Genomic DNA, 18,557 nt, shown 5'->3' with positions numbered 1-18,557 from the left:
GTAAGACATGACCAAATCAGGGTTATCCTTTTTAGATCGTAACTTAACGCTGTGGATTTTCATTGCCATGGCATTAGGAATTGCTATCGGTGTTTTTTCCCCTCAAGCATCCACCGCATTAAACAATCTGAGTGTTGATACAGTTAATATTCCTATTGCCATTGGGCTAATCTTAATGATGTATCCCCCACTAGCAAAGGTTGACTATGCTTCATTGCCACGAGTGTTTAAAGATAAAAGAACTCTTATTCTTTCTTTAGTACAAAACTGGGTTATTGCACCAGTACTCATGTTTGTTTTAGCAATTATTTTCCTACATAGCTATCCAGAATACATGACAGGATTAATCTTAATCGGTTTGGCCCGTTGTATTGCAATGGTATTAGTCTGGAATGGGCTTGCATGTGGTGATAATCAATATGTTGCCGCACTCGTTGCATTTAACAGCATATTCCAAATTCTATTCTTCAGTACATATGCTTGGTTGTTCTTAACATTCTTACCCCCTTATTTTGGTGTTGCAGGGCAAGTGATTAATGTCGATTTTTGGACTATCACTCATGCAGTATTAATATATCTTGGTATTCCTTTTATTCTTGGCTTTTTAACACGACTGATTTTAATCAAATCACGTGGTTTAGAATGGTATCAAGGAAACTTCTTACCTAAAATCGGCCCCCTCAGCCTAATTGCTCTGCTATTTACTATTGTTGCAATGTTTAGCCTTAAAGGTGGTGATGTTGTTAGTCTTCCCCTAGATGTATTACGAATTGCTATTCCATTAACCATATATTTCGTAGTGATGTTCTTTGTGAGCTTCTTTATGAGTAAACGCATGGGAAATAATTACCCACGTACAGCAGCAATTTCTTTTACAGCAGCAGGTAATAACTTTGAGTTAGCCTTGGCCGTAGCAATTGCGACCTTTGGTATCGCCTCTCCAGTTGCTTTTACAACTGTAATCGGACCATTGGTTGAAGTACCAGTTTTAATCTCTTTAGTAACCGTTTCCCTCTGGTTAAAGAAAAAGTATTATCCAAATGAATAATTCAGATTTAAATCTCCCGAATATTGACCTTGATCTACTTCCAACACCATCATTCGAACAAATTCAACCAACTCAACTTGATCATTCTCCACGCATATTATTGCTTTATGGCTCTAATCGAGAACGCTCGTATAGCCGCCTAGCTGTTCTAGAAGCAGGTCGAATTCTTGAACATTTTGGAGCTGAAGTAAAAATATTTCATCCGAAGGGTTTACCATTACCAGAGGATGCTGATACAGAACATCCAAAGGTTAAAGAACTGCATGATTTACTTGCTTGGTCTGAAGGAATGGTATGGTGCTCTCCTGAACGTCACGGTTCGATGAGTTCAATTTTAAAATCCCAAATTGATTGGATTCCATTAGCAGGTGGTGCAATACGAGCTACCCAAGGAAAAACATTAGCACTTATGCAAGTTAGTGGCGGTTCGCAATCATTTAATAGTGTGAACCAAATGCGAATATTAGGTCGATGGATGCGGATGATTACGATCCCAAATCAATCCTCGATCCCAAAAGCATTTTTAGAATTTGATGATGAAGACCGAATGAAACCATCATCATATTACGATCGTATTGTAGATGTTATGGAGGAATTATTTAAGTTCACTTTACTCACTCGAGGCCAAACTAGGTATTTTACTGATCGTTACTCTGAGCGAGTCGAAACGGTAGAAGAATTATCAAAAAGAGTAAACCAAAAAGAAATTTAAAAAATTAAAGTCCTGACTAGAGGGCTTTAGGTAATGCTAAATAAACTTGTATCAATAGTTCAGTAATTACGATGTTATAAGGTTTGATCTGCTATATAATTTTATACAAATCAATAAAAAAGCCCTAAACCATTATAGTTCAGAGCTTTTTAAGTCATGTAAAGATATTCGAGTTTACATGACTTTTTATAGAGTAAGCTTTTGAGGGTATAACCTTTTAAAAATGAGAAAAGGTTACAGATTTCTGAGGTTACAGCGCCCAATTAAATTATAAATAGAAATTAGGCTTAATCTATTTTCATAAAATATAAATCAGTGCCTTTTGTAATTACCTGCTCTTGAAACGGAACCATCACAATACAGTTCGCTTTAAAAAACGGTTCAATTTGATATGGCTGCTGTTTCTCAATAATTTCTAATAAATATTCCCCATTTTCTTGAGCCTTATAGTTTCCCCATAACAATTTTCTGTTTGTCGTATCAGGAACAATCTCTATGTCAGCTTTACCTTTAAAGTAAGCATGATCAAAAAAGTCTGAGATATGCTTATTCAAAATATATTTCACAAAAGCATGCATCAGAATTGCAATATCTTGGATATCACCCGGTAAATTAATAATAGTCGCTTTGTCTTCTGTAACGACTACACGCATACCTTTATGATTACCGCTTTCATCATATATCTGCACTGTCTCACGACTAGGTGGAGTCCTATCTTTGCCTTTAAGAATTTTGATTTCATTAGCTGGCATACAACGCGTATTCAAGGCCGATGACATGCTGCTTTGATCAAAGATTGGAAGTTTTTCAAGCTGAAATAAAGCAGAACGGTTATTTTGATATGTGCAGCAAATAATGACATCAAAATTCGAGGTTTGTTCTTCAAAGAAGTTTATATATTGATCTCTGCTTGTCGTTAATGAGTCATCTAAAGCTGGGTCATTATCTTTTTTAAGATTATTAAATGCTGCATCGAAACGTTCAGGTTTAAGTAATTTTATTTCTACGTGTTCATATCCCCATGTTTTCAAGACATCTTTAACATAGAGACTTTCCTCACTCATTTCATCTTTATCAAAAGAATGCATGCTTAAAATGAGAATTTTTGGATTCTTATATATAGATAATTCTTTGATTCCAGCCCGTCTTAAGGCAATTAATTTTTCAGGAGTTAGCTTCTCATCTTTTTTTAAAATCACATCGCCTTGTTTAAATATACCGCCCTTCGGAATAACACCATGCATGGCTGGAATAGAGCCAGTAATTTTTTTAGCATCGGTATCAGAAATATCTAATCTTTCATCTTGTTCAGCAATGACTGCGTCTAAACACTCTGGTAATTTTGTATAGGCAGGAATTTCTAACAAACTTGGAGCTTTTAAATCTAATTTATACGGATTAATAGACCGATAAAGTTGTTGTCCCCAATAGTACCAATGAGTAATGAGTAATGGACTTTCTTTAGTTGCACTTTGAGTTATTTCTGAATTAATAGCCCAACCCGCATATCCTGATAAATTATGTAGAGGATAATCTTGCAAAGCATAGACATCACTTGCATTAACTTGATTTAATGCTTTATCCAGCTCTACAGTTTCTTTTAAATCGCCTTTTGGCAAATTTATATTGATATGGTAAAAAATGTCCGTTAAATGATTTGGTAAGTTATCGGGTACTGGAAGTTTTTTTTGCATAAGTATAATTCCTGGAAGTACCTCAAATAGGAGGTACTTCGCTAATTTTAATTATTAATCCACATTAATAAAGAACTTATCGCCATCTAAGACGCGTTCAGCATTGAAGAAAACCCCTAAAAGACTACCTGCTCTACGGTTGTCAGATGCATCAATTTTTTTCACTGAAGCCCCCGCACCACCTTGGCCGGTAGCTGCAAATGGAAATTCATCACAATCACAATCAGTTGCGACTTCATCTGAATCCCCAGTAAAGAAGCATTTTGAACCAACCTCTGGACCATATTTAACTTTGCACATTTTCACAGATTTAGCTCGATTATCTTTACGAGCTTGAGCATCACGTAAACGAGTTAAAGCACTTGCACTTGAACTAGGGAAAACAGAGTTAGGTGCACCCACTATAAACTTACCCGGTTGTCCCGCTGCAAATGCTTCTTTAATGTGCTTTGCAGATTCATCTACATCAGGATTAGTGATTTTAATTGTAGTAAGAACAGGTGGTACATCTGAATATACACATCCTTTCGTATTTGCTTTAGCTTTACCGATATCACAACGTACACTAGGACTAAAAATACCTGGGTCATAACTTCCCGCATCATTAAATGAAGCATTTGCTTTAACAATTTGTAAAGACACACTAGGAGATAATGATAATGGGTTTGATGAAGCCAATTCAGTGCTAGATGGGGTAAAAGTAGTGGTAGATTCTAAAGATAAACCATTTACTAAATTAATTGGATTGCCATAGACAGTTTTGGCTGTGCAATTATAGCAGTACAACTCAGGACGTATTTTTAATGAATCTCCAGGCTGCCCTATAATTTGTGTGCGTAGCTTATATTTAAAAGTCCAAGTTAATGCATTTTTGGGATTATCAGAATAAACATATGCAACCACTTTCGCAGTACCTACATTTAATCCTTTTGCATCAGTTAATGGAATTTCAAATGGGTCGGACTCTAAACAATGCGCCCCTCTATTTATATAGCTATCTAAATCTTTCCCAACTTTTTTACAAATTGGTGATACATCCAAAGCACTAGCAGCATGGCTAGTTGTTACTATGAATACTGAAGCTAAAGCTATTATATATTTAGTTATATTTAACATGAAGTTTCCAATTTTATAAATTTAAAAAATCATTCTAATAAGCCATTTTGGCTTACCAAAATGAGGGCGCATAATAGCACAATTAAAAAATAAGTAAATTTATTGATTAAAATTGATATGTTAGATTTACCAATTGGTATTTTTAATATTTTAGATCAGAAAAAAATGAAATACTATTCATGTAATTATTATTCATTACCTTATCTAAACTTCTTTTGTTTAAACTATTTTATTAAGCTTTATTTCAATTTAGCTAAATAAGAATGATACTCGAACACTTAGTTATCATTGTTTTTAGCCGCTCCTATCTTGGTCTTCAAAAGAAATTTTTAATTATCTTTTACTTAAGGATTAATCAGCTATATAAGCTTATAAGAACCAATAAAAAAGCCCTAAATCATCATAGTTTAGGGCTTTTTAAGTCATATAACGCTATTCGAGTTTATATGACTTAAATGTCTTGTTAGGTATATCCAACACCTATCTTCTCACTTTAATTTAAGAAACAGCTAAATTTTAGAGGTTACATATCAATTTCATAAAAAACTTAAGTCTATATCGAGAAACACTTCACAAAGCCACATCCACCCATGATAAAAATTCATTCATCCTTGAGAATAAATCCGTTGAAGAGAGCTGTACATTTCCCCTATCGTGAAAATGATTTAGTCAGGGAGAACTACAAATGAATCAGTGGAATTATTCAAATGCCAGAGCACAACTTACCATGATTATGGAACAGGCTATCGCTGGGCATCCTGTAGAAATTACTCGCAGAGGACGAGAATCCGCAGTTGTTATTAGCAAAGCATCTTATGAGGCTTACAAGAAAGCAGAATATGATGTTGCCTACTATAAAATCTCAACATCAAAAGAAAATTCAGAAGCTTAAACCCTCTCCAAAAACATTCTTTATTCAATGCAGCAAGGTTCCATGAAGCTCAATATTTCTTTAATTCAAATTGGTTCCTTGTTTGCATTTATCTCTGCATTTCTATTTAGCAGTAAAGCAATTTTTATTAAACAGGCATATAGCCTTACTTCGTCATTAGATGCCATAACTCTAATGGCGATCCGTATGGGAATTGCTCTACCCTTCTTTTTAGTAATCTGTTGGTTTTGTCGCCATCAAAATCGAAATATCAAGCTAACAGATATTCTATATTTACTTTCTGTTGGCTTATTAGGCTATTACATTTCTAGTTGGCTCGATTTCTATGGCCTCATGTTTATTACAGCGTCACTAGAGCGAATAATTTTATTTTTATATCCAACTATGACCGTTTTAGCGTCGAGTTTTATTCTCAAGCAAAAACTAAGTTCAAAAACGATATTTGCACTAATTTTAAGTTATGGTGGAACAGTCATTGTTATGCTTCAAGAGCAGAAAATGCTTTCAGATCAGCATAATTTCTGGTTTGGAGCAAGCTTAGTGTTTGCTAGTGCTGTTGCTTTTGCTTGCTACCTGTTATTTACCCCACCGTTAATTAAAAAATTTGGTTCGTGGAACTTAACGGGACTATCTTTATCTGCAGCTTGTATAGGTACTCTAATACATTTTCTAGTTGTAACTAGTCATCCTATACAGCTACTTACAAGCTTACCCATGCAAGTTATTTGGTACGGAATCTGTTTAGGTTTATTCGTTACTGTTCTACCCACGCTCCTATTGATATTGAGTATAGAATACGTAGGAGCAACACAATCCGCTATTATTTCATCCATTAGCCCCATTGTTACTATTCTGTTTTCATTCTTCCTTTTAGGCGAGCATTTAAATAAAATCCAGTGGCTCGGTTGTTTTCTTAATATTTTTGGTGTGATGCTTATTACACTTAAAAGAAAATAAAACTAATAATTAAATTATAAAAAATATATTTTAAGTACTTTTATTATCTATTTTTAATGATGATAAAAAGTCATTAACTCATGATTATTTATCGTGTTCAAATAACTATTAAAGTGCCCAGTTAAAAATTATGATTAATTTTTTAATCGGGTCTATCGTATGAGCCGTCAAATCTCAACCTTAATTGGTGTTTCAGCTTTATTACTTTGGTCCACTTTAGTTGGCTTACTCAGGCTTTCTACAGAAAGTTTTGGTCCTATCTATACAGTGACTTATGTATACACCATCAGTGCTATTATTTTATTTTTAACATATGGTCTACCCGATTTAAAAAAGGTTTCAAAGAAGTTTCTTATTCTATCTAGCTTGCTTTTCGTTGTTTTTGAATTGTGTTTTGCCTTTTCAATTACTCTAGCAAATTCATCAGAAAAATCGATTGAGATGAATATTATTTTTAATATGTGGCCAACTCTCATTATTATTATATTGGCAGTATTAAAAGAAGAAAAAGTAAATTTAATGACAATATTAGGAGTGATCATAAGTTTTTCAGGCATAGTGATCATTAACTATCATCCAAACCTAAACTTTATTGATAACTTTTTAAAAAACCCGATTAGTTACCTACTCATTTTTTTAGCATCTATTCTTTGGGCGGTCTATTGTATCTACACCAAAAAGCAAAGTAATGGAACTAATGCTGTTTCGCTTTATTTTATCTTAACTGCTATAGCCTTATGGATTCTTACTCTCTCTACTCAAGGTTTCCACCTACCTCACACGCATGGAATTAACGGCTACCTGTTTGTCTTTATCAATGCTGTTTTTTTCTCGATGGGTTATCTAGCGTGGAATATTGGTATTATCAAAGGCAATATGCCCGTTTTGATTATGCTTTCTTATTTTTCTCCAATTTTCTCATCGGCATTTTCAGCTTTTGTATTGAACTCCGATTTAACAATCAATTTCTGGTATGGTGCATTAACGGTTACTTTCGGGTCATTGATCTGCTGGTTCTCAATTCGAAAAAACCATGTTCAACATAACCAAGCGAAATTAGCTTCTTAATTTATTAGTCACAGCCATCGTATTTTGGCTGTGACTTTTTACTTTTATCAAACTTTATCAATCAAACGTGTAACACCATTCACAATCATATCTACTGCGATTGTTCCAATTAATAAAGCAGCTAAGCGTCCTACAACATCAAAATAACGATCAATATATTTGGCATGGCTATAACGTAAGTGATCATGAGAAAATTTCATTGCGATCAAAACACTACAACTCAGAAATAGCACTAAGGCAATCACTATAGCAGCCTCTACAAGAGACATACTCATGCCTGTAACTACAGCTGCACTAATTGTTCCTGGCCCAATCATAAATGGCATAGCGACCGTCCCAGCCAAATGTTCAGGCGCTCCTCGCATTTCACCAATCGTATCAGCTCCTTGAAATACATATCGATATCCAATCACTAGAAAAATCAGACCACCAAAAATCTGAAATGATTCAAACCTTACATTTAAATACCGATTAAAAATTGCTTCCCCACCCCATGCAAATAAGAGGAATACCACATATGCAATGAGACCTCCTTGAATCAAAGCCTTATTAAATACTCTAGTATCTGTATGTCGAATTAGTCCGATCATATAAATACTCATGAGGAATGGGTTAAGCAGTGAGAAAAACAAAATAAATGTACTAATAAAGGGTGATGACATTTTTATGATCCCTAAACGACTTCAGGAAGCTTTTAAACTTCCTGAAAATTGATAAATGAAAAACCCATGCAAACTTTTAGAAGCTATAAATCAACATTAGATTTAAGAGTTTGTTCCATTTCCCATCATCGCCAGATGCAAGCGAGCTGCCCGTTCCACCAACAAATGGATCGTTTTTACTCATCACATATTCGGTATATAAAGAAATACTTTTATAGTCCCAAGCCACGCCAACAATGTTGCGCTGAGAGTCATCAAATCCATTTTCTTTCTTGTTAAAACCACTAAAAACGACATACGGCGTAACATTGAGCGAATCTTTAACGTTCTTAAAGACATAGCTGGTATCAACAGTATAGAAATAGCCCTTATTCGCAATGTCGTATTCGCCGTCAAAAGAACCAAAAGTTGAACTAGCTGGACTCAATGAATCTTTATTACTAATCGATTGTCGCCCTCCAGTTAACACGACATTCAGATTTTTATAGTTAATACGGTTAAATAGAGCCCATGTATTTCTCGTACCATCAGCAGAAGTTTTTTTATTCTCAATGTCTGAATACCAGTAACTTCCACCTATTGATACCTTTAGATCATCTGTACTTAAAAACTTAAGATCCTGATCTACACGTGCCATCCACATGTTTTTTTCATTTAGGTTGGTTTTGAGTGGATCAGATGAGGTAACAACATTAGCCGTATAACGAGCTGAATCTTTGCTGGCCCCGTGATAGTTACCACCATCGGTTGCGAAATACGCTAAATCTACTTTGGTAGCAGACGGTAATTCAAAGTGATAGTTTGCGCCTAAATTAGAAGCATCCTGCAAACCCATAGTGTTGTTAATACCAGCATAAAAACTGCTATCCCAAAAACGACCTGGTCCAAAAGGAATGGGTTGCACACCTACAGTAATATGATCTGTTGTATTTAAATGGTAGCCGGCATAGCCATAAACTAGAGTAGAGAAATCACAGAATTTATCATATTGATAACAACGATATTCGACTTTTCCAAACCAGTCGGGTGACTCATAACCTAGTCTTAAAATAGCTGCATCAAATTTTACTTTCTGATCTGATGCAGACTCTCCGTAATCCTTATCTTGATAATTCCCACGTAAAGCACCTGAAATTGTTAAAGCACCCGTATCACTTTTAGGATCTCCAAAAGTTACTCCGGCAAAAGCAGGTAATGCCATTCCAACTGAAATTAACCCAAATCCAAGTTTTAAATAGACCTTGCTCATTTACAAATCCTTGTTTAAATGAATATTTGCAGAAAACCTTTCCTGTCCTCTGCTTATTTTTTCAGACAATACTTCCCTGTTCAGGAGAAGCTCCTGAAATTTAAAATTTTCGTTAATTCGCCTTAGCCCTCATTCAGGGCTAAGTTGTCAAAGTAATAAAGCGACCCACATTATTCTTTTCCTGAACAATATGGATCGCTTTTGTTATGCAATTCCGTGCAATTCTTTCCAGTTACCCGGATGTACGACATAACCAAATACTGCATGTCCACCATAAATGAGTTCGGTTCCTTCAGGAATCCATAACATTTGTCCCGGACGAACTTCATATTTGTGACCATTTGCAGTAAGTTCAAAACAGCCTTCAATCACAAAAATGACTTCGTCATAAAGTAATTTCCAACTTACTTCCGCCCCTTCCCAGCGTGCAAAACCAATACCCATGTTTGGGGAAACATCAGCTCCTAATGCTCTTGCCACATAAGCCGTACCATCTGGTGTTTCGCCACGTAAATTAAAATCAAGTTGAGCGCTATCAACTAACTTTACTTCTTTCATCTATTTCTCCCGCTTACAATTCACTACGACTGCGCCATTTTTCAAATCTAATGCGTGTTCTGACACCTAAGCCTAAGAACGGTTCTGGTGGATTTAAGCTAGGCATACCAGTGACATACTGAATATCTTTTAAAGCTTGAGAATCTGAGCCAACAACGAGGTCAGCCAATAGCGTTCCAGAAATTGTGCCCCATGCCGCTCCTACACCATTGTCACAAGCACTCGCATAAACGCCGTCTTCTAATTCACCAAAGAAATTAGTGAAGTTACGAGAAATAGCGTAAACACCACCCCATGTATGGGTAAACGGAACATTCGCCAAATCTGGATAACGATCTAAAAATGCTTTGCGATGATCTTCTTGTATCCAGCGACGATTATCATCGTTAATGTTTGCACCGTATTTAGGTACATGTTTATAAGTATTACGGATTAGGATACGGCGGTCAGCGGTCATTCTTAAGGTTGTTCCCGCATGATCGGCTGGAGTAAGCCCCCAATCTAACTCACCACGATAAACTTTCATTTCCTGATCAGTTAATGGACGTGTCCAGCTCGCAAAGGTCATGACTGGTAATAAACGGTTCTTCAAGTAGCCAAATTCACGCGTAAAAATACTCGTCGCAAGTAGAACTTTAGGTGTGGTGATTGACCCTTCATCGCCTTGTAAAAGCCACTGGTTATTACTTTTTTGCAAACTACGAATTGGAGATTGCTCTAATAGCTCAACGCTGTCTGGTAAATGGTCACCCATACCGCGTACTAAAGCTGCTGGTTGCATCAAATATGAACCAGGAGTAAAAATCGCACGGCTATAAAAATCTGTACCCAATACTTTTTTAAGTTCTGCTTTTTCGACCCAACGATATGGTTCACCTAAATCTTTCATTAGGTGTTCAAAATGATTGAGGTGCGCTTCACCACGCTCACCTACAGCACCTTGATATTTACCCGCCGCAGACCATTGGCAATCAATGTTATGTCGCTCTACGAGGCCTTGTAATTGAGCAATTGCCGATCGGTTCAGACTCAATAACTTTTGCTTATGCGAAGGGTCTGGATGTGATAAAGCAAATTTATGCGGTAAGTCAATTACAAACCCTGAGTTACGCCCTGAAGCGCCTTCTGCTACACGTTGTGCATCCACTAAAATAATACGGGCGTTCGGTTTGAGTTCAGCTAATCTTCGAGCTGCTGCTAAGCCTGCAAAGCCTGCTCCGATAATGGCATAGTCAGCTTTTTGTGGACCGATTAACTTTTTAGCGGGACCTGCTGGAGGTAATGCCGCATACCAACCACAGGTACTATCATCATTTGGTAAAGCAATCATTTTGTTATTCCCTTAACTTAAACTGTGGATGGACACGAATTTAGTTTTTCAAGCCACTCGCTACGGTGGTGCTGTAATTGCCGACCAAGTAAAGCAAAGCCTGTTAATTTGCCTTGTTCATTGTAAAAACCTGCAGCTAACTCGCCGTCATGTTGTTCCACTTTCCACTCACCTGTTCCCATTGCTGGCAAAACAGAAAGCGGCAAAATTGGTGTTTTTACTAAAACTGGTGTTAATTTCAAATCCGCAGCAGTTGACTGACCTAAAAGGTTATTCACCAAAGCTGGTAATGCTTGCGTGATTGGGTTGATATAAGGTGCCCACTGGCCGTTCACTTCTGCACAATCACCTAAAGCAAAAATTGCAGGGTCGCTACTACAATGATCAAGTCCGGTACAAATACCGCGTGCTGTTTCTAGACCGGCTGCTTGCGCAAGTGCAATATTTGGTCTCAGACCAACTGCACTTAATACCAAGTCAGTTTCAAATGACTGACCATCTTGGAGTGTTAACTGGTAACGACCATTTGCAGATTGAATAGAACGGATACTATTTTGTAATTTCCACTCTACGCCCAACTGGCCTAGAGCATTTTGTAGAGCATGGCCTAAAGGTTCTGGAATAAGACGCGCCATTGCCCATTTGCCAAGCCCGACAACCGTGACTTTGATGCCATGTGCAGCTAAATCATTGGCAAATTCACAACCGATGAGGCCATCACCAAGAATTGTGACATGCTGTTTATCTGATAATTGCTGACGGAAACGGCGATAATCCGCTAGATCATTTACGCTTAGTGTTGCAGTCGAATCACCATCAATTGGAATGACAACTGGTGTTGCGCCTGTAGCAAGTACGAGTCTGCCATAAGGATAATCACCAATTGTGGTTTGAAGCTTTTTATTGGCACGGTCAATATGAGTTACTTTTGTATGTGGATAAACGCGGATATTTAAACGTTGTTCCCAACTAAGAGCAGACTCACGAACTAAACTATCTCCGTCTTTACCTAAGGCTAAAGCATTAGATAAAGCTGGTTTGCTATATAAAGCACCATCATCAGCAGTAAATACGGTAATAGACAAGTCTGGAGATTGTGCACGTAAAGTTGAAGCCACTTGGTAGCCAGCATGGCCACTGCCAATAATAACGACAGGTTCAATCACTGGAGCTGCAGCTACTACCGGAACTTCCTCAATTTCAACATCAGTAATATCGAGCATTTCGAAGTCAGCTTTACCCACCTGACACTCCGGACACATCCAGTCATCTGGAATATCTTCCCATTTTGTTCCTGGTGCTATCCCGTCATCAGGCCAGCCTTTAGCTTCATCATAGATCCAGCCACAGACAATACATAACCACTTTCTCATCTTGTCTATTTCCCTTATTTCTTACAAATTACACGCTATGTTTCAAACGGATACCGATATTGCGAGTTTGAACATAACTGTAGATGGCTTCCTGCCCTTTTTCGCGACCAAAACCAGATAAACCCACTCCACCAAATGGTGTTTCGATACCGCCAGCAAACCATTCGTTAACAAAGACTTGACCAGCAATAAGACGGTTTGCTACTCGAAGTGTTTGATTCAGATTTTCACCAAATACACCTGCAACAAGTCCAAAGTCCGTACCATTTGCGATTGCAACAGCCTGGTCTTCGTCATCAAAAGGCATGATCACCATTACAGGACCGAAAACTTCTTCTTGAGCAATCGACATGTCATCTTTTGCTTCAATAATAGTTGGCAGGACAAAGTAACCTTCTAGATCTGCAGCTTTCCCACCCGTTAAAACATTGGCACCTTCTTCACGTGCTTTATCAATCATGGTAAGAATCTGTTGTTGCTGATCTTTAGATACAACTGGAGTAAGTTCAGCATTACTTTCGCCAATACCTACAGTTAAGCTCTCTGCAAGATTCACAACAGCTGCTTTAACTTCTTCATAGCGACTGCGGTGCACCAATAAGCGAGACATCGCTGAGCAAACTTGACCAGAGTTATAGAAAATTCCAACTTTAACGCTACGTAGTAATTGCTCAAGATCAACATCAGCAAAAGCAATTGCAGCTGATTTACCACCTAACTCCATTACTGAAGGTGTTGCACGTTCAGCCGCATCTTTCAAAATGCGTTGGCCAGTTGGAACTGAACCGGTAAATACGATTTGATTGGTATCTTGATGCTTAACCAGATGAGTACCAACTTCTGAACCTTTACCACAAAGCAAGTTCACTGCACCTTGTGGGAAACCAGCTTTCTCAATAGCTTTGATGAGTAAAACCATGCCTAAAGGTGAAACTTCAGGTGACTTAATGACTACTGCATTGCCAGCTGCTAAAGCAGGTGCTAATGAGCGTGCACAGATCGAGACGGGAAAGTTCCAAGGTACAATTTGAACCGATATACCCATTGGAATATATGAAGTAAAATCAACGTAATCTTTACCTAAAGGTACTGATATCCCTTCAATTTTATCTGCCATACCCGCGTAGTATTCAAAATAGCGAGCCGCTTCATCGAATTCTTCACGAGCTGTATCAACATTTTTGCCATTTTCAAGGCACAGGATTAATGCACCCTCTTCAGCAATTTCACGAATTGCTTCTGCGGCTTTTAACATCCAAGCTGTACGTTTTGCAGGACGCACATCAGTCAAAGCACCGCTATTCACACAACGTCGAGCTGCTGCCATCGCGGCATCTGCATCTTCAACACTTGCACGCGCAACTGTTGCAAAAGCTTTATCTGTTGCTGGGTTGATCACTTCCAATTGGCGAGAAGCATCTCGCCATTGGCCATCAACATAGTTGAGGTAATGTTGCATATTATGCCTCCAATGCCGTTTTAGCTTGGGTTGCTAACCATTTCTGGAAGAAGTGAGTTGGTAAATCCATCTCTGGTGAGAAAACCCCTCCACCAAAACCAGGTGAGTGACGACCCTTTTGCATGGTTTCAACGGCAAATACATCTTCAGCAAATACAACTTTCCATGATTCTAAAGTCGCTTCACGACATGCATCATATTTAGTGTCTAGTGATTCATCACCAACGTAATACAAGCGTAGTTTTTCAATTGTTTGCTCTGGAGCGATTGGATCAATCATCATTGCAAATGCATGATCCGCTTGAATACCTAACAATACGTTCGGGAACACTGCTACATATTCAGCATGGCGAAGTTGATCTTCTGGCCAGCTTGGGAATTTTGGTAAATGCGTACCCGCTGTTGCTGACAAGTTATATTTATAACTGCCCTGACCAGCAAAGCGATCTTCGAACATAATGTTGTAGTGATCTTCAAGTTTTGAATATGTATTTAGCGCTGGATGTACCCAAGGTAAGTGATAAGCTTCGCAATAGTTTTCAACTGTAAGTTTCCAGTTACTATTTACAGGTAACTCAAAAGTTGAACCTACTTTGCTATTACGAATAAGCTCTAGACCGTTTTCGCCCAAGAAAGGCTTCCAACGTTCAACTAATGGTGCAATATGCTCTTCAAATGTTGGCGCATCACCAGAGATATTGACGAAAACCATATCCATCCAGATCTCTGAACGAAGTGCTTTTAAGCCATGTTTTTCGCATTTAAAACGTTCATCTTTATGCTGGTTAATTCCACCAATATGTGGAGTACCTTTTAAATTACCGTTTAAGTCATAACTCCAAGAGTGGTATTGGCAACGAATCACACCCTCAATAGTGCCTTCTTGTTGCACCAAAATCATACCGCGATGGCTACAAACGTTATGGAAAACTTGGATTTCCCCTTCACGGTTGCGCATCATGACTAAAGGCATGCCCATGAAATTAACAGGCTTCACATAACTTTTTTTAGGTAAATCAGAAGCAAAACCAACACATACCCAAGTTTTACTTAAAATATTGTCGCGTTCAAAATTAAAATATTCGCTACTGGTATATGCTAAATTTGGCATACCATTTGATTCAGTAATAGGGTTTAAAACATTATCGACTTGCTGAACCGTAATTAATTGCTGGCTAACTCGACTATTCATCTGAGGATCTCCATATATTTAAAACTAACGCAGAACTCCCTGCGTTGAGATGATTTGCACTCTCTGCGATTTCTTTACAGATTGTGTAAAACCTAATGGCGACAGACAAACGACTTTTTAGAGGGGTATTGATGAGTTTTTATCATGCATCCTAAAACTTGCTTTCCCTTCGATAATTTTTAAATGTATTAGGTACAAGGAATGACCTATGACTAAAACTCACCCATAGATGAGAATAAATCGGTTGAGCAATCTTTATGCTCATCACTACTCTTTTGCTATTCGCATACAACGGTTAACAGGTAGTTAACTGCTACGCATCCAAGGAGGATTTATGCGCAATACATCAGGAGCCCATACTGGACTCAACTCAACAGTGATGATTGTCTCGAAGTTATTACTTTTTATTTTTATTGCGTTTTGTATTTTTAAAGAAAAACAGGCTGGTGAATACTTTCAAATTATCTCAGATGTTTTATTGCAAAATGCAAAATGGTATCTCCTATTTTTAGCTACTTTTTTATTAGGTTTTTTGATTTATTTATGCATGAGTCGATATGGGCATATTAGACTCGGAAAAGACGATGAAAAGCCCGAATATAGTAATATTGCATGGATTTGCATGCTTTTCTCTTGTGGTATGGGAATTGGATTGATGTTCTGGTCTGTTGCAGAACCAATCACTCACTATGCAAGTAATCCGTTTACGCAAGGTCTTTCAGATGAATCAGCACGAATGGCAATGCAACTCACCTTTTTTCATTGGGGACTTCACCCATGGGGCCTATTTTGCTTATCAGCTGTTGCTCTAGGATATTTTTCTTATCGTAAAGGTTTACCTTTGGCATGCCGATCCGTATTACATCCTTTAATTGGTGACAAAATTTATGGTTCTATCGGTAATTTCGTTGATATTGTCACGATCGTTTTAACAGCATTTGGTGTTTCTCAAGCCATTAGTATGGGAATTCTTGAACTGAATGTTGGTTTAAATCATACATTTGGTATCAATATTGACGTTAGAATTCAGTTGGTTCTTGTTCTTGTTCTAGGCGTTTTAGCAACCCTATCTTTATTATCCGCGATTGGTAAAGGCTTTAAAATTATTGCTGAAGGGAACATGATTTTATCCTATGTTCTTGTCATTGCAGTCATCATAATTGGTTCAACTCGTTATATTTTTAATACTTTTTTTGAAGGACTTGGGGATTACTTACAAAATATTGTAGGAATGAGTTTATGGAGTGATGCTCAAAAAGATTCAGGTTGGCAAAGTTGGTGGACTGCTTACTACTGGCCGTGGTGGATGACTTGGGCACCTTTTGTAGGTTTATTTATTGCTCGCATTTCACGCGGACGTACGATTCGTGAAGTTATTCTAGGCTCACTTGCTGCACCTACTTTACTCACCTTTATTTGGATTGCAGCTTTTGGTGGCGCTGCTCTTAAAATTGAAAAAGCGAACCATCAACCGCCAACTCATCAAGTTGTTGTGAGTAATGCTGCGATTGTTCAAGTAGATAAAGTCAAACCTCATGAAGTTACAATCGCTGAAGCGACTAAAGAAGACCCTGCCCGTGCTGTGTTTGTTTTCTTTGATCATATTTCAGAAAATCATACTGTTACGATTTTCTTAAGCGCACTTTTATGTTTATTGTTATCTATCCATATCATCACCATTGCGAACTCAGGTGCTTTAGTTTTATGTTTTCTAGATACTAATGGTTCCACTAATCCATCAGTAGGAATTCGTCTGGTTTGGGCAGTAATTATTCCACTTATTAGTGGGGGCTTACTTTTAGCTGGTGGCCTGTCTGCCATTAAGACAGCCTGTGTGATTGCGGGTTTTCCAATCTCCATATTGCTTGCGATTATGTGTATTTCTTTAATGAAAAGTCTTCGTCAAGATCCACAAGCATGGGTCATGATGCCTGAACATGTTCGTCCTGATTTCTGTAAAACCAAATCTGAAAAGCCTGTTGCTGAGACAAAGGCTCAACTCATTACAGATAACTAAATTTAATTCAAAAAAAGGGCTCTAAATAGAGCCCTTTTTTATTATTTTAACAGTGTTAATTTAATCCCTTTTGCCCTACTTGCCCTGGTAATTGCTCTAATAACCAGCTACGGAAATGCTTTACACTCGATGGAATAACTCCCCGATCTGAAGGTTCCAACATACTAAAATTTGCTTCGGTACGTAATACAGTTTCGACTGGGCGAACAAGAGAACCATTTTCCAAATAATCATCAATTAAAGACCCCCATGCTAATGCCACTCCCTGACCATTAATTGCAGCTTGGAGCAACATTGGATAGTTATTAATATTGACTCTATTTTTAGGTTTCACCATAGGATAGTTGACTGCTTCAAACCATTCGGCCCATGTAATCCAATCCTTTTGAGAATCATCTAGATAAAGCAATGCTTTACCAAATATTTCCTCTGGAGGAGTACCCTCCTTAAATTGAGCAAGATAATTTGGACTACAAACAGGAAATACTTCTTCTGGGAATAATGTGGTGACTTTCATTCCTAACGGAGGAGTTCGGCAATAAAAAAGTGCCAAATCAAAGTCCATTTTCTGTAAATCCAAGATATTTTCTGTCGTTAATATTCTTAGATCTACACCTTCGTTATTTTGCTGAAAAGTAGCCACTTTAGGCAATAACCAAAGCGCAGCCATTGCATTGGTCGTAGCAACAGTTATTTGATGCTCTCCTTGCCATTTCTTAATTTCAGCCGTTGCTTGTGCAACATTTAATAAAGCACTATAAATCGTTTGGTAATATTGCAAGCCCATGGGTGTTAAAGAAATATTGCGATTTGCTCGAATAAATAATTCTTTACCTAGATACTCTTCCAATTGTCGAATTTGGCGACTTATCGCTCCTTGAGTAACATTTAATTCATTTGCTGCTTGTGTAAAACTAAGGTGGCGTGCGGCTGCCTCAAACACAATCAAGCTATTCATTGGGGGTAATGGCTTAATCTTCATGGACACTCCTAATTTGTCCCATTTCCGTAGAAACTCTTTTCCAATTCGAGTTCTTTTACCAAGCTATTTACTACGAAAATCAGTTTTTGAACATGGCAATATGAAATAAACCATGACTTTTCCTAATGTATAGGGCCTACCTATATGGTGTTGACGTTCCTCCCTGTAAAGCCCATAAAATCTCATAAATATATTTGAATAAAAAGTGAGTAAAAGTATTCCATCCATGAGTTTTTCTCATTTGAATA

Annotated in this window: 16 protein-coding genes and 1 pseudogene; 6 read left to right on the top strand and 11 right to left on the bottom strand. The window is 37.6% G+C overall.

The window, feature by feature from the left end:
- Positions 1 to 7 precede the first annotated feature (7 nt).
- Both arsB and arsH read left to right on the top strand, forming a co-directional pair.
- Complete coding sequence (gene arsB / locus MMY79_RS05370; RefSeq protein WP_252612427.1) at positions 8 to 1,048, top strand: ACR3 family arsenite efflux transporter; 1,041 nt, start codon at positions 8 to 10, stop codon at positions 1,046 to 1,048.
- A complete protein-coding gene (gene arsH, locus MMY79_RS05365; RefSeq protein WP_252612426.1) occupies positions 1,041 to 1,760 on the top strand; it encodes an arsenical resistance protein ArsH in 720 nt (239 codons plus the stop codon). The genes arsB and arsH overlap by 8 nt, the downstream gene beginning before the upstream one ends.
- 287 nt (positions 1,761 to 2,047) lie before the next feature.
- Here arsH and MMY79_RS05360 read toward each other — a convergent pair whose 3' ends face one another.
- Together MMY79_RS05360 and MMY79_RS05355 are read right to left on the bottom strand one after the other, a co-directional pair.
- Positions 2,048 to 3,454: a molybdenum cofactor biosysnthesis protein MoeA gene (locus MMY79_RS05360; protein ID WP_252612425.1), complete on the bottom strand. Its 1,407-nt coding sequence runs from the start codon at positions 3,452 to 3,454 to the stop codon at positions 2,048 to 2,050.
- A 54-nt stretch (positions 3,455 to 3,508) separates the two neighbouring features.
- Positions 3,509 to 4,570, bottom strand: coding sequence for a NucA/NucB deoxyribonuclease domain-containing protein (locus tag MMY79_RS05355; RefSeq protein WP_252612424.1), 1,062 nt, complete (start codon positions 4,568 to 4,570; stop codon positions 3,509 to 3,511).
- Between the two features lie 685 nt (positions 4,571 to 5,255).
- On the opposite strand from MMY79_RS05355, the gene MMY79_RS05350 reads away from it, so the two are divergent.
- From MMY79_RS05350 to yddG, 3 genes are all read left to right on the top strand, one after another.
- The gene (locus MMY79_RS05350) at positions 5,256 to 5,462 is read left to right on the top strand and encodes a type II toxin-antitoxin system Phd/YefM family antitoxin (RefSeq protein WP_044103677.1); all 207 of its coding nucleotides are present in this window, start codon (positions 5,256 to 5,258) and stop codon (positions 5,460 to 5,462) included.
- A gap of 42 nt (positions 5,463 to 5,504) precedes the next feature.
- Positions 5,505 to 6,419, top strand: a complete 915-nt coding sequence (locus tag MMY79_RS05345) for a DMT family transporter (RefSeq protein ID WP_252612423.1) — start codon at positions 5,505 to 5,507, stop codon at positions 6,417 to 6,419.
- A gap of 159 nt (positions 6,420 to 6,578) precedes the next feature.
- Positions 6,579 to 7,487: an aromatic amino acid DMT transporter YddG gene (yddG, locus tag MMY79_RS05340; RefSeq protein ID WP_252612422.1), complete on the top strand. Its 909-nt coding sequence runs from the start codon at positions 6,579 to 6,581 to the stop codon at positions 7,485 to 7,487.
- A 47-nt stretch (positions 7,488 to 7,534) separates the two neighbouring features.
- Here the strand turns inward: yddG and MMY79_RS05335 are convergent, their stop codons facing one another.
- The 8 genes and pseudogenes from MMY79_RS05335 to MMY79_RS05300 all read right to left on the bottom strand — a co-directional run bounded on the left by MMY79_RS05335 (position 7,535) and on the right by MMY79_RS05300 (position 15,310).
- Positions 7,535 to 8,149: a MarC family protein gene (locus MMY79_RS05335; protein ID WP_252612421.1), complete on the bottom strand. Its 615-nt coding sequence runs from the start codon at positions 8,147 to 8,149 to the stop codon at positions 7,535 to 7,537.
- 76 nt (positions 8,150 to 8,225) lie between these two features.
- Positions 8,226 to 9,398, bottom strand: a complete 1,173-nt coding sequence (locus MMY79_RS05330; RefSeq protein ID WP_252612420.1) for a hypothetical protein — start codon at positions 9,396 to 9,398, stop codon at positions 8,226 to 8,228.
- A gap of 204 nt (positions 9,399 to 9,602) precedes the next feature.
- Positions 9,603 to 9,956 carry an ethanolamine utilization protein EutQ gene (locus MMY79_RS05325; protein ID WP_003650499.1) on the bottom strand — a complete coding sequence of 118 codons (354 nt, stop codon included), beginning with the start codon at positions 9,954 to 9,956 and terminating at the stop codon, positions 9,603 to 9,605.
- Positions 9,957 to 9,969: 13 nt separating this feature from the next.
- Positions 9,970 to 11,286 carry an FAD-dependent oxidoreductase gene (locus MMY79_RS05320; RefSeq protein ID WP_252612419.1) on the bottom strand — a complete coding sequence of 439 codons (1,317 nt, stop codon included), beginning with the start codon at positions 11,284 to 11,286 and terminating at the stop codon, positions 9,970 to 9,972.
- Between the two features lie 17 nt (positions 11,287 to 11,303).
- The gene (locus tag MMY79_RS05315) at positions 11,304 to 12,509 is read right to left on the bottom strand and encodes an FAD-dependent oxidoreductase (RefSeq protein WP_252613443.1); all 1,206 of its coding nucleotides are present in this window, start codon (positions 12,507 to 12,509) and stop codon (positions 11,304 to 11,306) included.
- A pseudogene (locus MMY79_RS05310) lies at positions 12,498 to 12,659 on the bottom strand (rubredoxin); the annotation flags it as partial. The gene MMY79_RS05315 and the pseudogene MMY79_RS05310, both read right to left, overlap by 12 nt.
- 28 nt (positions 12,660 to 12,687) lie before the next feature.
- A complete protein-coding gene (locus MMY79_RS05305) occupies positions 12,688 to 14,118 on the bottom strand; it encodes an aldehyde dehydrogenase family protein (protein WP_252612418.1) in 1,431 nt (476 codons plus the stop codon).
- 1 nt (position 14,119) lies between these two features.
- Positions 14,120 to 15,310 (bottom strand): aromatic ring-hydroxylating dioxygenase subunit alpha, encoded by a 1,191-nt coding sequence (locus MMY79_RS05300; RefSeq protein WP_252612417.1) that lies wholly within the window; start codon positions 15,308 to 15,310, stop codon positions 14,120 to 14,122.
- 334 nt (positions 15,311 to 15,644) lie between these two features.
- On the opposite strand from MMY79_RS05300, the gene MMY79_RS05295 reads away from it, so the two are divergent.
- Positions 15,645 to 17,327 carry a BCCT family transporter gene (locus tag MMY79_RS05295; protein ID WP_252612416.1) on the top strand — a complete coding sequence of 561 codons (1,683 nt, stop codon included), beginning with the start codon at positions 15,645 to 15,647 and terminating at the stop codon, positions 17,325 to 17,327.
- A 55-nt stretch (positions 17,328 to 17,382) separates the two neighbouring features.
- Here MMY79_RS05295 and MMY79_RS05290 read toward each other — a convergent pair whose 3' ends face one another.
- Positions 17,383 to 18,309, bottom strand: a complete 927-nt coding sequence (locus MMY79_RS05290; protein ID WP_198495366.1) for a LysR substrate-binding domain-containing protein — start codon at positions 18,307 to 18,309, stop codon at positions 17,383 to 17,385.
- Positions 18,310 to 18,557: the final 248 nt, after the last annotated feature.

The sequence above is a fragment of the Acinetobacter sp. XS-4 genome (genome assembly GCF_023920705.1).
GTDB lineage: Bacteria > Pseudomonadota > Gammaproteobacteria > Pseudomonadales > Moraxellaceae > Acinetobacter.
Note: the sequence above shows the minus strand (reverse complement) of the source record. Positions and strands in the feature narration are given on the sequence as shown.

Excerpts from the sequence above, each read along its gene's own strand:
- arsB (WP_252612427.1), top strand. The coding sequence starts at position 8 with ATGACCAAATCAGGGTTATCCTTTTTAGATCGTAACTTAACGCTGTGG.
- arsH (WP_252612426.1), top strand. The coding sequence starts at position 1,041 with ATGAATAATTCAGATTTAAATCTCCCGAATATTGACCTTGATCTACTT.
- MMY79_RS05360 (WP_252612425.1), bottom strand. The coding sequence starts at position 3,454 with ATGCAAAAAAAACTTCCAGTACCCGATAACTTACCAAATCATTTAACG.
- MMY79_RS05355 (WP_252612424.1), bottom strand. The coding sequence starts at position 4,570 with ATGTTAAATATAACTAAATATATAATAGCTTTAGCTTCAGTATTCATA.
- MMY79_RS05350 (WP_044103677.1), top strand. The coding sequence starts at position 5,256 with ATGAATCAGTGGAATTATTCAAATGCCAGAGCACAACTTACCATGATT.
- MMY79_RS05345 (WP_252612423.1), top strand. The coding sequence starts at position 5,505 with ATGAAGCTCAATATTTCTTTAATTCAAATTGGTTCCTTGTTTGCATTT.
- yddG (WP_252612422.1), top strand. The coding sequence starts at position 6,579 with ATGAGCCGTCAAATCTCAACCTTAATTGGTGTTTCAGCTTTATTACTT.
- MMY79_RS05335 (WP_252612421.1), bottom strand. The coding sequence starts at position 8,149 with ATGTCATCACCCTTTATTAGTACATTTATTTTGTTTTTCTCACTGCTT.
- MMY79_RS05330 (WP_252612420.1), bottom strand. The coding sequence starts at position 9,398 with ATGAGCAAGGTCTATTTAAAACTTGGATTTGGGTTAATTTCAGTTGGA.
- MMY79_RS05325 (WP_003650499.1), bottom strand. The coding sequence starts at position 9,956 with ATGAAAGAAGTAAAGTTAGTTGATAGCGCTCAACTTGATTTTAATTTA.
- MMY79_RS05320 (WP_252612419.1), bottom strand. The coding sequence starts at position 11,286 with ATGATTGCTTTACCAAATGATGATAGTACCTGTGGTTGGTATGCGGCA.
- MMY79_RS05315 (WP_252613443.1), bottom strand. The coding sequence starts at position 12,509 with ATGCTCGATATTACTGATGTTGAAATTGAGGAAGTTCCGGTAGTAGCT.
- MMY79_RS05305 (WP_252612418.1), bottom strand. The coding sequence starts at position 14,118 with ATGCAACATTACCTCAACTATGTTGATGGCCAATGGCGAGATGCTTCT.
- MMY79_RS05300 (WP_252612417.1), bottom strand. The coding sequence starts at position 15,310 with ATGAATAGTCGAGTTAGCCAGCAATTAATTACGGTTCAGCAAGTCGAT.
- MMY79_RS05295 (WP_252612416.1), top strand. The coding sequence starts at position 15,645 with ATGCGCAATACATCAGGAGCCCATACTGGACTCAACTCAACAGTGATG.
- MMY79_RS05290 (WP_198495366.1), bottom strand. The coding sequence starts at position 18,309 with ATGAAGATTAAGCCATTACCCCCAATGAATAGCTTGATTGTGTTTGAG.